The sequence below is a fragment of the Streptomyces sp. NPDC127190 genome (assembly GCF_042672505.1).
Taxonomy (GTDB): Bacteria; Actinomycetota; Actinomycetes; order Streptomycetales; family Streptomycetaceae; genus Streptomyces.
The window spans coordinates 36,558-50,326 of sequence record NZ_JBHXVE010000025.1 but is presented as its reverse complement, the minus strand read 5'-3'; the positions used below and the strand labels follow the sequence as shown (position 1 = coordinate 50,326).

Annotated in this window: 12 protein-coding genes; 5 read left to right on the top strand and 7 right to left on the bottom strand. The window is 75.2% G+C overall.

The window, feature by feature from the left end; all coding sequences use genetic code 11:
- Window positions 1-28 precede the first annotated feature (28 nt).
- Entirely contained in the window at window positions 29-934 is a 906-nt protein-coding gene (locus ACFVIU_RS30305) for a universal stress protein (protein ID WP_385846404.1), read from the bottom strand.
- Window positions 935-1,476: 542 nt separating this feature from the next.
- Here ACFVIU_RS30305 and ACFVIU_RS30300 point away from each other — a divergent pair.
- From ACFVIU_RS30300 to ACFVIU_RS30290, 3 genes are all read left to right on the top strand, one after another.
- Window positions 1,477-2,340 (top strand): DUF1918 domain-containing protein, encoded by an 864-nt coding sequence (locus tag ACFVIU_RS30300; protein ID WP_385846403.1) that lies wholly within the window; start codon window positions 1,477-1,479, stop codon window positions 2,338-2,340.
- Window positions 2,324-3,205 carry a universal stress protein gene (locus ACFVIU_RS30295; protein ID WP_385846402.1) on the top strand — a complete coding sequence of 294 codons (882 nt, stop codon included), beginning with the start codon at window positions 2,324-2,326 and terminating at the stop codon, window positions 3,203-3,205. The genes ACFVIU_RS30300 and ACFVIU_RS30295 overlap by 17 nt, the downstream gene beginning before the upstream one ends.
- A gap of 179 nt (window positions 3,206-3,384) precedes the next feature.
- A complete protein-coding gene (locus ACFVIU_RS30290; RefSeq protein WP_385846400.1) occupies window positions 3,385-4,125 on the top strand; it encodes a class I SAM-dependent methyltransferase in 741 nt (246 codons plus the stop codon).
- 27 nt (window positions 4,126-4,152) lie between these two features.
- On the opposite strand, the gene ACFVIU_RS30285 is transcribed toward ACFVIU_RS30290, so the two are convergent.
- The 6 genes from ACFVIU_RS30285 to ACFVIU_RS30260 all read right to left on the bottom strand — a co-directional run bounded on the left by ACFVIU_RS30285 (window position 4,153) and on the right by ACFVIU_RS30260 (window position 11,184).
- Window positions 4,153-5,016, bottom strand: coding sequence for a universal stress protein (locus ACFVIU_RS30285; protein WP_385846399.1), 864 nt, complete (start codon window positions 5,014-5,016; stop codon window positions 4,153-4,155).
- Between the two features lie 147 nt (window positions 5,017-5,163).
- Complete coding sequence (locus ACFVIU_RS30280; RefSeq protein ID WP_385846398.1) at window positions 5,164-5,625, bottom strand: universal stress protein; 462 nt, start codon at window positions 5,623-5,625, stop codon at window positions 5,164-5,166.
- A 404-nt stretch (window positions 5,626-6,029) separates the two neighbouring features.
- Window positions 6,030-8,438, bottom strand: a complete 2,409-nt coding sequence (locus ACFVIU_RS30275) for a glycoside hydrolase family 65 protein (RefSeq protein ID WP_385846396.1) — start codon at window positions 8,436-8,438, stop codon at window positions 6,030-6,032.
- Complete coding sequence (locus ACFVIU_RS30270; RefSeq protein WP_385846395.1) at window positions 8,435-9,280, bottom strand: universal stress protein; 846 nt, start codon at window positions 9,278-9,280, stop codon at window positions 8,435-8,437. Before ACFVIU_RS30270 ends, ACFVIU_RS30275 begins: the two co-directional genes overlap by 4 nt.
- 129 nt (window positions 9,281-9,409) lie before the next feature.
- Entirely contained in the window at window positions 9,410-10,099 is a 690-nt protein-coding gene (locus ACFVIU_RS30265; RefSeq protein ID WP_385846394.1) for an ABC transporter ATP-binding protein, read from the bottom strand.
- Window positions 10,096-11,184, bottom strand: a complete 1,089-nt coding sequence (locus ACFVIU_RS30260) for an ABC transporter permease (protein WP_385846483.1) — start codon at window positions 11,182-11,184, stop codon at window positions 10,096-10,098. The genes ACFVIU_RS30265 and ACFVIU_RS30260 overlap by 4 nt, the downstream gene beginning before the upstream one ends.
- 181 nt (window positions 11,185-11,365) lie before the next feature.
- On the opposite strand from ACFVIU_RS30260, the gene ACFVIU_RS30255 reads away from it, so the two are divergent.
- A complete protein-coding gene (locus tag ACFVIU_RS30255) occupies window positions 11,366-12,706 on the top strand; it encodes a sensor histidine kinase (protein WP_385846393.1) in 1,341 nt (446 codons plus the stop codon).
- A 109-nt stretch (window positions 12,707-12,815) separates the two neighbouring features.
- Window positions 12,816-13,463 (top strand): response regulator, encoded by a 648-nt coding sequence (locus ACFVIU_RS30250; RefSeq protein ID WP_385846392.1) that lies wholly within the window; start codon window positions 12,816-12,818, stop codon window positions 13,461-13,463.
- The last annotated feature ends 306 nt before the right edge of the window (window positions 13,464-13,769 follow it).

Sequence of the window (13,769 nt, the reverse complement as noted above, 5' to 3'; positions counted from 1 at the left end):
AGTCGGCCTGGCTGCGCCGGGTGGTGTGTCACTCGTGCGGGATCACGGCCACCGGGGCGATGACATGGTGCAGTGCCGCGTGGGCCACGTGGCCGATGTGGGCGCCGAGCGGGGTGGTGCGCACGCGCCTGCCGACGACGACCAGCGAAGCGTCGCGGGACGCCTCCACCAGTACCTGCGCGGCACTGCCGCACCGGCTCGCCTCCAGCACTTCGACGTCCGGGAACTTCTGCCGCCAGGGGCGCAGCACCTCGTTCAGGGCCGTGGCCTGGCCGCGCTCGAGTTCGTCGTACAGTTCGGCGTCGCCGTAGAAGCGGTAGAAGGACGTGGGCGGATCGTCCCAGCCGTGCACGGCCCGCAGCGCGGTGCCGCGGCGTTCGGCGGCGTCAAAGGCGAACTCGATCAGGGTCTCGTGCGGGGTGGAGATGTCGAGGCCGAGGACGACGGGCCGGTAGGGGGTGGCCGCGGACGGCACGCCGGCCGGGTCCGTCCTGTGCTCGTCGGCGGCCTGTTCGCCGGCCCGGACCAGCACCACCGGGCGCTCCGCGTGGGCGAGGACCGACATGCTGACCGAGCCGACCATGAACCCGCCGATCCCGCCGAGACCGCGCGAGCCCATGGCGAGCAGCTCGGACGCGGCGGCCGCCTCGGCGAGGGCCGCGGCCGGGTTCCCGGTGAGCTGGTCGGTGAGCACCTCGACGCCGGGGTGGCGCAGCCGGATGCCTTCCGCGGAGTCGCGCGGGATGCTCTCGCTCCAGTGCTGGTGGGTCTCGCTGCCGAGCAGCGGCGCCTGGGCCAGACGCTCGGGGACGGGCTCCGACACGTGAACGATCTTCAGCGGCAGGTCGCGCAGTTCGGCTTCGCGGGCCGCCCATTCCGCGGCGGCGCGGCTCTCGGGAGAGCCGTCGAGGCCGACGGTGACGGTTCGGGGCATGGTCCACCTCCCGGGGCGTGGGATCCCGGAGCATGGGATCCGACTCCAGCGTCGTGACGCCGTGGCCGCGGTGTCAGGGGCCGCAGGTCCTTGGCCGGGACCGACCGGCCCTGGCGGGACCGGGCGCGGCGCAGTTCTCCCGGGTGCGGAACGGTCCGGGAGGGGGCGTTACGGAGGTGGCGGTGGGGCTGGCTCAGTCCGTCGTGAGCAGGCTCTTGACCTCGACCACGTCGGCGATGCCCTCGACCTCGGCCACCAGCCGGGCTGCAGTCGTCGCCGGCCAGCTGGGCATGCTCCCGCCCGAACTGCTCGACGCCCGCCGGCCCCCGGGCGATGCCGACCGTTCCGGAGACACGCCGTGAGCGGGCACGGCGGCCGGACCCGATCCGGGCGGGCCGCCCGGCTGCGGCTGCTCCGCAGTCTTGCGACGGCGGATCTGCTGGAGCGCACACTGCGGCTGCTGCTGGACCGGGAGGGGCTGGGCGGCGGGCGGCCGGGGAGGCGGGGCGGGTGTGGCGGGACCGGCTGGCCGAGGCGGACGCGTGGCTGGCGCGCAGGTGCTGACCGGCGGGGAGCGGGCCCTGGCCGGAGCGGTGCCCGCAGACCGGGCACGGGTCGGTGTGCGGTGGGCCGCGCTGATGGGCGTACCCCATCCGGCGGCCCTGTCCTGGGCGGATCCCGTCCGCTCGGCGGCGGAGCCGACACCGCCGAACACCGCCTCGGCGCATGCGGAGACGGCGTACCGGGCGACGGTGCGCGCCGCCGCGGAGTTCGCCGCCCACCGGGCCGCCGCCGAGCTGCCGGGCGCGGAGACGGTCCGTACCCGGCAGCGGGTCCGGGCCCTGCGCCGGCACTGGATCCCGGACCTGGCCGCTCTGCCGGAGACCGCGCGGCGGATCGAGGCCCCGGAGCCGGTCCGCCCCGTACGGTCCCGGGCGCTGGAGGAGCTGACCGCACGGGTGCGGGCGGACCTGGAGAGCCGGATCCCGGCAGGGCCGACGGGCCGCTCCCCGGGACCAATGGCCCCTGGCAGCGCCCTCGAACGGGGGCTTGCATGGGATCGCTGCGGCACTTCCCGCGGCGAGGAGGCGAGGACGATGACCGCGACCGCATCGCCGGAGCGGGGCGACCGCCCCGCCCCCGGCCACGACACCCCGACGACCGGCAGCACCATGCACGCCCGGGTGGGCGACGAGATCGTGGTCCGCGGCACCACGGCCGGTGTGATCAGCCGGGACGGCGAGATCGTCGGCCTGCACCATCGGGACGGCACCCCGCCGTACGACATCCGCTGGGCGGAGGACGGGCGGGTCACCCTGTACTTCCCCGGCTCCGACGCCTTTGTCCGGCATCTGACGCACGCGCACGAGCCGCCGAGCGGAGGCGACCATGACGACGCCCGGTGACCGCGGACCCATCGTGGTCGGTGTCGAGGCCGACCCCACCCGTCGGATGGCGCTCGCCTGGGCGGCGGACGAGGCGGCTCGTCGGCGGCTGCCGCTGCGCCCGGTGCTCGCCGAGGGCGTGCCGACCAGGGGCGACCGGGGCCGGTCGGTGCCGCCGTCCTGGGCGGGCTGGAACGAGGAGCTGCACCGCGACGGGAAGCAGGTCCTGGAGGACGTCGTGGAGTTCGTCGCGGCGCGCCGTCCGGAGGTCGAGGTCGACGCGGTGCTCGCCGAGGGCGACGCCCTGTGGGTGCTGCGGGAGCAGAGCCGTGCCGCCACGGCCGTCGTGCTGGGTTCCTGGCATCTGGGCCGGGCCGAGGAGCTGTTCGGTTCGGCGTCGATCGCCCTCCCCCTCGTGGCGCACGCGCGGTGCCCGGTGGTCGTCGTACCGGAGGCGGAGCACGTCACCCAGGATCCCGCGCACTACGTCGTCGGTGTCGACGGCAGCGCGCACTCGGCGGCCGCGGTCGACCTCGCCTTCGAGGAAGCGGCCCTGCGGGGCGCCCGGGTGCGGGCCCTGTACGTCTGGCAGGCGGGTCCGCTCGGGGTGCTGGACCAGCACGCGGCGCAGCAGGAGTGCCGCCGGCTGCTCTCGGAGACGGTGGCGGGTCGGCGAGCCCGCTACCCCGAGGTGGAACTGCGGCACGAGCTGATCGTGGGACATCCCGTGCAGGTGCTCACGCAGGCGTCGGCACACGCGCTGGGTCTGGTGGTGGGGACCCGGGGGCACGGGGGCTTCGCGGGCATGCTGCTGGGCTCGGTGAGCCAGGGCGTTCTGCACCACGCCCGCTGCCCGGTCATCGCCGTGCCGTCGCCGGCCCGCTGAGGCCGTCTCCCCCGGCCCTCGTACATCGCGCCGGGACGGCGTCCGGATCGTTGTGCCTTCAGCCAGTACGACGTCCGGCCGGCGTACCGGAAGACTGCCCGCCAGTGGCCACGGCCGGTCCCGGGCGCGGGGGCGGTGCCGGAGCCGGAGACCATGACGAGCAGGGGGAGGACCGCACGGTGAGCGTGCAGCAGTACGACGAGATAGGTGAGGCGTTCGAGGGTTTCAAGTCGCTGCCGCTGGCGCGGTACGCGGAGGTTCCCGGTTTTCTGTCCATGGTCGGGGACGTGCGGGGCAGGTCGGTCCTCGACCTGGCCTCCGGCACCGGCTTCTACAGCAGGGAGTTCCGGCGGCGCGGCGCGGCGGAGGTGCTCGGGATCGACATCTCCGGGGAAATGGTCGCGGCGGCGCGGCGGTTCGAGGAGAGTGAGCCGCTCGGGGTGCGCTATCAGGTGGCCGACGTCTCCCGACTTGCCCCTCTGGAACGGAAGTTCGACATCGCTACGGCGGTCCAGCTGCTCAACTACGCGGAGGACGCCGCGGCCATGGAGCGGATGTGCCGCGCCGCGCACGAGAGCCTGATGCCGGGGGGCGAGTTCTTCCTGCTCGGCCAGACGCCCGACTTCCGCTTCGACGGACCGTCCCCTGCCAAGTACGGCTTCCGCGCCGAGCTGACCGGCGAAGAGGCCGAGACCGGACCCCGGGTGCGGGTCACGGCGCTGCTGGACCCGCCGATGTCGTTCGTCTCCACCCTCCCGCGCCGCGAGGTCTACGAGGAGTGTCTGCGGGCGGCCGGCTTCGGGAAGGTGACCTGGGTCCCGCTGGAGGTGTCCGACGCCGGCGTGCGCAGGTACGGCGCCGACTACTGGGCGGACTTCCACGCCAATCCGCCGCTGGAGATGCTGCGCTGCCGCGCCTGAGCCGGCCGGTGAACCCGAGCCGACCGGTCAGGGGAAGTCCGGTACCACCGCGACGGGGCAGTCGGCGTGGTGCAGCACGGTGTGCGCCACGCGCCCGAGCTGGAGTCCGCCCCCGCCGCGGCGCCGCGACACGCCGACCACCAGGAGATCGGCGGTGGCGGACCGCTGGAGCAGTGCCTGGCGGGCCGGTCCCTCGAGGACACACCGGTGCACCCGCACCTCCGGGTGCTCGGCCGTGGGCTCCGCGAGCAGCGTGTCGATCAGCGCGGTGGCCTCCTCCGCGTACGGCAGGCCGGTGCTTCCGGTGCGCAGCGGGTGCGCGGCGGGCTGGTGGGCGGGGCGGCGCCAGGCGCGGACGGCGTCGAGGGGGCACTTGCGGGCCGCTGCCTCGCGCACCGCGAACCGGCTCGCCGTCCCGCTGGTGCCGGGTTCCCCGACGCCGAGCACGACCCGGCCGCGGGTGCCTGCGACACCCGCCGCGCTGCCCCGGACCACGATCACGGGTCCGGTGGCGCGGCCGGCGACGGCGAGTCCGACGGAGCCGAGGAGCAGGCCCTGGAGTCCGCCGCGACCGCGGCACCCGGTCACCAGGGCGGTGGCGTTGTGGCCCTCGTGCAGCAGCACGTCCACCGGGTCGTCGGCGAGCACCGCGCCTTCGACGGGTACGGCGGGGGCCCGGCGCCGGGCCCGTTCCCCGGCGCGCGCGACAACTGCGTCGCCGTCGTCCGGCTGATCCGCCGACGGTACGGACCGGTCGTCGTACCGCTCCCACAGCGAGGCGTACACGAGCCGCAGCGGAAGGCCGTGCAGCGCGGCCTCGTCGGCCGCCCAGTCCACGGCCAGCAGGCTGGAGTCCGAGCCGTCGACACCCACCACCAGGGGCAGACGCATGGTCCTCACCGCCTTTCGCCGGACCGGCGGCACCACGGGGGCGGTCCTGCTCCCCACGCTCACACAGCCGGGGCGGCGACCGCATGGGCAAAACGGCCCTTCCGGCCGGCAACGGACCCCCTGATCCGAGGAGCCCGGCCCCGGGGGTCAGGTCACGCTCCCCTTACGCACGGTCTCCTCACGCACGATCACGACCGGGCAGTGCGCGTGCTGCGAGACATGCTGGCTGACGGATCCGAGCAGGGCGCGGGCGAACCCGTTCCGGCCCCGGTTGCCGACGACCAGCACCTCGGCTCCTTCGGCGGCCCGCAGCAGCACCTCGGCGGGGTTGCCGTGCGCGAGGAGGGAGCGGACCGCGCCGGCGGCCTCCGCACCGAGCACGTCGGTCAGCTCCGTGCGCATGCGCTGCCGTGCCTCTTCCTCGTCGACGTCGGTGTCCACGGCGGGCGCCGACCAGCCGTACAGACCCGGCAGTTCCCACGCCGTGACCGCGTCCACGGTGCCGCCGGCGAGACCGGCATAGCGCACGGCCCAGCGCAGCGCGGCGTACGAGGACGGCGACCCGTCGACACCCACCACGATCCGCGGTCCGGATAGCTCGCTGCCCATGTGTCCACCTCTCCTGCGGCTGACCGGCCCCCGTCGCTTCCACGCTGCACGCGGCAGCCCGATCCCGCCACGGCAGCGGCTCCGGGGTGTGACGGCGGGCCGCGGTCAGCGGCAGGGCGCGGGACGGCGGGGGCGGGCAGTCGGTGCCGAGCGCGTCCAGGCGTACGGTGGCGGTCCGGCCGCGGTGCAGCCAGGCGCGCACCGGTGCTGGCGGGGCGGTCCGCGCCACGGTCGTGCCACCGGACCAGCGCGTGGAATCCGGTCTGCGCGCCCGCGCGCCCGTCGGACGACCAGGCGTCCGGGCGTCCCTCAGCAGCCGGACGGTGACGGCCTGTCCCGCCGCCCATGCGGTGACCGGCAGTGCCACCAGGGGCGACCGACGGCGAGAAGCGTGCGCAGCAGCCTCAGCGGTCCAGGGTGAGCCGGACCGTTTCGCCGGGCTGGACGCAGACGGCGCGCTCGGCCAGGCGTACTTCGATCGGCTGCCGGTCGGAGGGCGGCACGGTGATCTCCATGGCCCGGTGCCGCAGGCGCAGCCGTACACCCCAGTGGCCCTGGTAGCGCAGGGCGAAGCCGTACGACGACAGCTCCGGCAGCGGTACGGGGTCCAGCCACAGGGCGCCGTCCCGGGTCTCCAGTCCGGTCAGTCCCCGCTGGACCAGGTCGAGCGTGCCGGCCATGGCGCCCAGGTGGACGCCCTCCCCCGTGGTGCCGCCCTGGAGGTCGGCGATGTCGCCGCGGAGCGCTTCCTGACAGAAGGTCCAGGCCTCGGCGCGCCGGGCCCGGGCCAGCACCCAGCCGTGCACCAGGCCGCTCAGCGTGGAGCCGTGGCTCGTGCGGTCCAGGTAGTAGTCGACGGTCCGTGCCCAGGTCTCGTCGTCCAGGCGGTAGCCCAGGCGGCCGAAGAGCGCGCGCAGTTCGGACGGCGCGAAGAGGTAGCCCAGCATGAGGACGTCGGCCTGCTTGGACGCCTTGTAGCGGTTGACGCTGTCGCCCTCCGCCTCCAGGATCCGGTCCAGCCGCCGGATGTCGTCGTACCGCTTGCGGTAGCCGTCCCAGTCGAGTTCGAGGAGGTCCTCGTACCCGGAGAACTGACTGACGACCCCGTCGTGGAAGGGCACGTACAGCCGGCGGGAGATCTCCTCCCACTGCTCCAGCTCGCCGTCGTCCAGCCCGGTGCGTTCGGCGAGCTCGCGCAGTCGCGGCTCCGGGAGCGCGCGCAGCGCCTCGCCCGCCCGGGCGAGCACCCAGGCAGCCGTGACCGTGGTGTAGGCGTTGTCGTCGAGGCCGGGGGTGCGGGCGCCCGGGTAGGCGTCGTGGTATTCGTCGGGGCCCATCACACCGCGGATGCGGTAGCGGCCGAGGTGTTCGTCGCGGTCGGCGGAGTCCGCCCAGAAGCGGGCGATCTGGAGCAGCATCTCGGCGCCCTTGGTGTGCAGGAAGCCGGTGTCGCCGCTGGCCTCGCAGTACTGCCACACGTTGTAGGCGATGGCCGAGCCGACGTGGTGCTGGAGGTGGGAGTGGTCCGGCAGCCAGCGCCCGGAGCGGGGGTTGAGGTGCAGTTTCTGGGTCTCCTCGCGGCCGTCGCCGGCGCTCTGCCACGGGTACAGGGCGCCGCGCCGGCCGACGGCCCGCGCCGCCCGGCAGGCCCGCTCCAGCCGCCGGTGCCGGTACTCGAGCAGCGCCCGCGACACCTCGGGGAAGTGCAGGTCGAGATAGCGCAGGGCGAACAGTTCGTCCCAGAAGACATGGCCGCGGTAGGCCTCGCCGTGCAGTCCCCGGGCGGGCACGCCGACATCGAGTTCGGCGGTGTGCGGGGAGAGGGTCTGGAGCACATGGAACAGGTGCAGCCGCAGGATGTGGCCGGGCTCCGCGGGCACATCGAGATCGGCGCGGCGCCACAGCTGGCCCCAGGCCATGGCGTGGGTCCGCAGGAGTTCCCCGAAGGGGGGCGCGCTGCGCACACGGTCGACGGCGGCGCGCAGCGGGTCGCCGATGGCGGGGTCGCGTGAGGTGTGCAGCGCGACGATCTTGTCGACGGTGTGGGTGCGGCCTGGGCTCAGCGCCAGGCGGGTGCCCTGGACCGCGCGGGTGCCCTCGGCCCCGCGGTGTGGCGGCCCGTCGGCGGTGAGGCGGGCGGCCATGCCGACGCGGATGTCGGAGTGGCGGGTACGGCAGCGCAGCCACACGGTGTCCGGGGAGGGGGCGGTGCCGGCGTGGACGGACGTCAGATGATGTCCGTCGAGGTCCTGGTAGCGCTGGACGCCCTGGTTGACGACAGCGCCGTCCAGGGCGGCCTCGACGTCGAGGTCCGCGGTGAAGTTCTCCGCCGTGAACTCGGTGCGCAGCGCGGCCAGATGCGGGTCGGCCATGTGCACCAGCCGCAGCTGGCGCAGCGCCAGCACGCGTCCCGCGCCGAGGTCGTAGCGGGTACGGCGCTCCAGCAGGCCGGTGTCGAGGCGCAGGGTGTGCCGGTGCTCCAGCACGCTCGCCGTCCGGGGGGTGAGCCACGGGCCGTCGGTGAGCCGGAACCGGAGCACGAGCCAGTTGGGGAGGTTGACCAGGTCCTCGTTCTCCACGAGCCGGCCGGCGATGTGCGAGGTGAGCCGGTCGTAGCAGCCGGCTGCGTAGGTCCCCGGGTAGTGCACGTCGTCGGCGGCGCATTCGGGCAGGGCTCCGCGGGTGGCGACGTATCCGTTGCCGAGGGTGCACAGCGCCTCCCGGAGGCGCTCCCGCCCGGGGTCGTAGCCGTCGTACTCCCAGGTCCACGCGGGCGCGGCGGTCGGTTCCGGCGGTGCCTCGACGGTGCTCATGCCTGGCGCGGCACGGTCGCGACGGGGCACTGGGCGTGGTGCAGCAGCGTGTGGCCCACGGGGCCCAGCTGGAGGCCGAGGCGGGCGGTGCGGTGCTGGGTGCCGACGATGACGAGGTCGGCGGCGGCCGACAGCTCCACCAGGATCCGGCCCGCCGGTCCTTCGCGCGGCCGGCGGTGCGTACGGACGCGTGGATGTGCGGCGACCGCGTCCGCGAGCAGCGCGTCGAGCCGGGCCGCTGCCGCCTGCCCGTCGTCGGCGCGGGTGCCGTGGGCGGGGCTGCGCCAGGCGTGCACGACGTCCAGGGCGCAGTCGCGTGCCTCGGCCTCGCGGAAGGCGAACCGTACGGCGTCCGCGTCGGTGTCGGCGTCCCCGAGGCCGAGCAGGATCCGCCCGTGTGTCCCGCTCACCCCGGCCCGGTCGCCGCGCACCACCACGACGGGGCAGCGGGCCTGGCCGGCGACGGTGAGTCCGACCGAGCCGAGCAGCATCGCCGCGAGCTGGCCGCGGCCCCGGGACCCCGTCACCAGCAGGGCGGCCAGGTCGCTCTCGTGGACGAGGGCGGTCGCGGCGTCCTGCGGCACGATGTCGGTGGTGACCTTCACCTCCGGGGCGCGCCGCTCGGCGCGCTCGGCCGCGGAGGCCACGATGTGCTCGGCCATCACCTGCTCGGCGGGGCGCCCCGGGTCGACCGACGGCAGGGCGCCCTCGTACCGCTCCCAGAGGGAGGCGTGGACGAGCCTGAGCGGCAGTCCGTGGCGGAGTGCCTCGTCCGCGGCCCAGTCGAGCGCCCGGAGACTCGAGTCCGAGCCGTCGACGCCCACGACCAGAGGGAGTGTCATCGTCGCCACCGCCTTTCCCGAGTTGCCGGCACCCGCGGCACTGGGGGCTGGTTTCAGCCTGACAGGGCCGGACGGGCGGGGCGAGAGGTCCTTCGGCCCTGCCCGGGCGGCGTCCGGCCCCGCACGCGGTCAGCCGGTGCCGGTGCGGGCCGGCGTGCCGAGCCGGCCGTCACGGACCTCGGCGATCCGGTCGGCGGCGGCCAGGTAGGCGCGGTCGTGGGTGACGAGCACCGTGGCGGTGGCCCGCTCGTGGGTGAGGCGGGTGATCAGGTCGATGACGGCGGCGCCGCGTTCGTGGTCGAGGGCGCTGGTGGGTTCGTCGACCAGGAGGACGGTGGGCTCGTTCATCAGGGCGCGGGCGATGTTGACGCGCTGTCGCTGGCCGCCGGAGAGCTGGTGGGGGCGGCGTCCGGCCTGCGCGGCGAGGCCGACCGCGTCGAGCAGCTCCATGGCCCGGCGGCGGGCGCCGGAGGTGGAGCGGCCGTCGAGGTGGGCCATGACCTGGAGCTGTTCGACGGCGGTGAGGGCGGGCAGCAGGTTGGGCTGCTGGAAGACGATGCCGATGGAGCGGCGGCGCAGGGCCGCGCGTTCGGCGCGGCTCAGGCCGGTGGTGCGGGTGCCGTCGACGACGACCGTGCCGGCGTCGGGGGTGACGAGGGTCGCGGCGACCGCCAGCAGGCTGGACTTTCCGGACCCCGAGGGGCCGACCACCGCGGTGAGGCTGCCCTTGGGCACGTCGAGGCTGACCCGGTCGAGGGCGGTCAGGCGGCCGTCGCCGTCGGGGTAGGTGAGGGTGACATCGGTCAGGTGCAGGCTCATCGGGCGCTCCCGAGGGCGGTCAGCGGGTCGACGGAGGTGATACGGCGGATGGCCAGGGCAGCTCCGGCCGCGCCCAGGAAGATCATCACGGCGGCCGGCAGGAGGAGGGTCGCGGGGCTGAGCAGGAACGGCACGGTGCCGCCGGCGAGGAGGGCTCCGACGCCGGTGGCGAGCGCGGTGCCGGTCAGGGTGCCCGCCGTGAGCAGGACGACGGCCTGGCCGAGCGCGTCCTTCAGGAGGGTGGCCGTGGAGGCGCCGAGCGCCTTGAGGACGGCGACGTCGGCGCTGCGCTGGATGGTCCAGACGGTGAAGAAGGCGCCGATGACCAGGGCGGAGATGGCGAACAGGAAGCCGCGCATCAGTTGCAGGGAGCCGTTCTCGGAGCGGTAGGAGCCGATCGCGGCCAGCGAGCCGTCCTTGGTGAGGGTCTTCGTGCCCGCGGCGGCGTCCGCGGCCCGGACGTCGACGCCGGGTGCGGTGTTCAGGGCGATCACGGTCGCGGTGGGGCCGGTTCCGGTGCCGGCGGGCGGTGCGGTTCTCGACCAGACGGCGAGGCTGGTCCAGATCACCGGGGTGTGGCTGAACGACGCGTCGCCCCGCACTGCGGCCACGGTGAGCCGCTGCCCGGCCAGGGTGAGAGTGTCGCCGGGGCGCAGCCGGAGATCGTCGGCGGCGGTCCTCGACAGGACGACGGTACGGGCCCCGGGGGCGCCGCCGGCGGGTGGCAGATGGGAGCCCGGTGCGACCCCGAAGGCGGACACGACGGCGCTGCGGCTCCCCGCGGTGGCCTTGGTGGTGGTGATGCCGAGCGGTTCGGCGCGGGTGACGCCGGGGGTCCGGGCCCAGCTGCGCCATTGCCGTTCGGTGACGGTCGAGTCGGAGTACGACAGCTGCTGTCCGCCGCCGGGCGCGCCGAAGGCGATCCGGTCGACGGGCAGGCCGGTGACGGCGGAGATGTTCTGCCGGCCCAGCCCGGCGGTCAGTCCGGACAGCAGTCCGACCAGCAGGGTGATCAGCACGATGACGGTGCCCATCAGGGCGAAGCGGCCCTTGGCGAACCTCAGGTCTCGGTAGGCGACGAACACGGCGCGGCTACGGCCTTTCACGGTGGAGGCGAGGGGGGTGGTGGTGTGTCACCAACGGTCCCCGGCGGCCGCCCGCGGGGCATCTGGCGGGCGGCACCACTTCGGGAGCCGAAAGGGGCGGAGCGGTTTGTAACTTTCGATGGAGGCCCGGTACGGCCGCTGTCCTTAGGCTGGGAGGACTGTGAACGTCTCCCTCCGCACTCCGGCCCCGACCACCCGCGCACTGACCTGGTGTCTGCACCTGCTCGTCGTCGGCCTGCTCGCCCTGTCCGCCGTCCGTGCCGTCACCGGGGGCGGTCCGCGCGCCGGTGCGGTCGCCGCCGTGGCCGCGGTGTGCGGGCTGGTGTACGCGGCCGGGTTCCTCCTGCGCCGGGCCGGCCGGGTCCGGCGGGCCGCCGCCTGGTGGCTGGCCGCCGTGGGCGCCGTATGGCTGGTGCTGCTGGCGCTGACCGCCGACGGGGTGTGGGTGGCGTTCCCGCTGTACTTCCTGGAGCTGCACCTGCTGCCGCGCCGGTCCGGGGTCGCCGCGGTGGCGGCCACCGCACTCGCCGCGATCACCGCCTTCGCCGCCCACCAGGGCTCCTTCAGCGCCGCGATGGCGATCGGGCCGGGGCTCGGCGCGGCGGTCGCCGTCGCGGTGGTGTGGGGCTACCAGGCCCTGTACCGGGAGAGCGAGCAGCGGCGGCGGCTGATCGAGGAACTCACCGCCACCCGAGCCGACCTGGCCCGCGCCGAGCACGCCGCCGGTGTCCTCGCCGAGCGGGAACGGCTCGCCCGGGAGATCCACGACACGCTGGCGCAGGGGCTGTCCAGCATCCAGCTGCTGCTGCGCGCCGCCGAGCGCGCGCTGCCGGACACCGCGGAGCACGCCGCCCGCTATGTGGGCCAGGCCCGGCAGGCGGCCGTGGACAATCTCGCCGAGGCCCGCCGCTTCGTCGCCGCGCTCACCCCTCCGGCGCTGGACGGCAGCACGCTGGCCGACGCCCTGGAACGGCTCTGCGCCACCACCTCCGCACGGCACCAGCTCGCCGCCCGCTTCCAGGTCACCGGCACGCCCGTGGCGCTGCCGACCGCGCACGAGGTCGCACTGCTGCGCGTCGCCCAGTCCGCCCTGGCCAACACGGTCCGGCACGCCCGTGCCACCCGTGCCGAGGTCGCCCTCGGCCATCTCGGCGACCGGGTCACGGTGACCGTCCGGGACGACGGCACCGGCTTCGAGCCCGACCGGCTGCCGGCACCCGACCCCGAGGCCGGCGGCTTCGGCCTGGCGGCGATGCGCGCCCGGTTGCAGAGCCTGGGCGGCACCCTCACCCTCGTCTCCGCCCCGGGCCAGGGCACCACCCTGACCGCGGAACTCCCCCACGCGGGGGCGGCCGGTGCGGGGGCAGAGGGCGGTCTGGGGGTGGAGGGTGGCCCGGGGGCCGGGAAGGGAGCGGTGACCGCAGCGGGGGAAGGAACCGGACCGGGAACCGGGAGCGGACCAGCACCAGGAACAGCCCAGGAACCGGCACCACACAGGTGACCGAGTACCAGCCACTGCCCACGAACGAGAATGGGCCGGACACACCGACCACGTCGGCCACCGGCGTACGCTCCGGGCCACCGACCGATCCCCGAGCCGAGGACCGCCCGTGACCGACTCCCCCGTCCGCCCCGCCATCCGCCTGCTCCTCGCCGACGACCACCCGGTGGTGCGGGCCGGGCTGCGCGCCGTGCTGGAGACGGAGCCCGGCCTGGCGGTGGTGGCCGAGGCAGCCACCGCCGAGGACGCGGTCACCCGCGCCGCCGCCGGGGACATCGACGTCGTCCTGATGGACCTCCAGTTCAAGGGCGGGATGAACGGTGCCGAGGCCACCGCCCTGATCACCGCCCGGCCGGACGCCCCGCGCGTCGTGATCGTCACGACGTACGACACCGATGCCGACACCCTGCCCGCGATCGAGGCCGGGGCCACCGGCTATCTCCTCAAGGACGCCCCGCCCGAGGAGCTGGCGGGCGCCGTACGGACGGCGGCCGCGGGGCGCACCGCGCTGGCCCCCGCGGTCGCCGACCGGCTGATGCGCCGGCTGCGCGCGCCCGGCACCGCCCTGACCCGGCGTGAGACGGAGGTCCTCGGGCTGGTCGCCGAGGGCCTGTCGAACCAGGCCATAGGTGCTCGGCTCCATCTCACCGAGGGCACCGTCAAGTCCCATCTGGCCCGGGTCTACGCGAAACTCGGCGTGGACTCCCGTACCGCGGCCGTCGCCACGGCGACGGGCCTGGGTCTCATCCGCCGCTGACGACGCGCCCGGAGCGGCGGCCGCTCCGCGCGGCGCAGGGGCCCGGTCGGCCCCGCGGTGGGGGCCGGGCGGCCCCTGCCCGGCACGGGAACGCGGTGCGCGGGCTGGACGCAGGACCCGGTCGTGGCGAGGCGCTCGCCCTGCCGGGCCATGTGCACATGGTGCTCCGGTTCGGCGACGGGCCGAGGGCCGGCCGGGCCCGCGCAGGCCGGTGTCCGATGTGCTGACCGTCGTACAGGCCGAACACGTTGTGGACCCTCGGCCGAGGCGGCGTCGTCACCGACCGCGACCTCGCCGTACGCGGGC

What these genes read in the sequence shown, in the direction of transcription:
- ACFVIU_RS30305 (WP_385846404.1), bottom strand. Translation starts at nt 934, where the DNA reads ATGCCCCGAACCGTCACCGTCGGCCTCGACGGCTCTCCCGAGAGCCGC.
- ACFVIU_RS30295 (WP_385846402.1), top strand. Translation starts at nt 2,324, where the DNA reads ATGACGACGCCCGGTGACCGCGGACCCATCGTGGTCGGTGTCGAGGCC.
- ACFVIU_RS30285 (WP_385846399.1), bottom strand. Translation starts at nt 5,016, where the DNA reads ATGCGTCTGCCCCTGGTGGTGGGTGTCGACGGCTCGGACTCCAGCCTG.
- ACFVIU_RS30280 (WP_385846398.1), bottom strand. Translation starts at nt 5,625, where the DNA reads ATGGGCAGCGAGCTATCCGGACCGCGGATCGTGGTGGGTGTCGACGGG.
- ACFVIU_RS30275 (WP_385846396.1), bottom strand. Translation starts at nt 8,438, where the DNA reads ATGAGCACCGTCGAGGCACCGCCGGAACCGACCGCCGCGCCCGCGTGG.
- ACFVIU_RS30270 (WP_385846395.1), bottom strand. Translation starts at nt 9,280, where the DNA reads ATGACACTCCCTCTGGTCGTGGGCGTCGACGGCTCGGACTCGAGTCTC.
- ACFVIU_RS30265 (WP_385846394.1), bottom strand. Translation starts at nt 10,099, where the DNA reads ATGAGCCTGCACCTGACCGATGTCACCCTCACCTACCCCGACGGCGAC.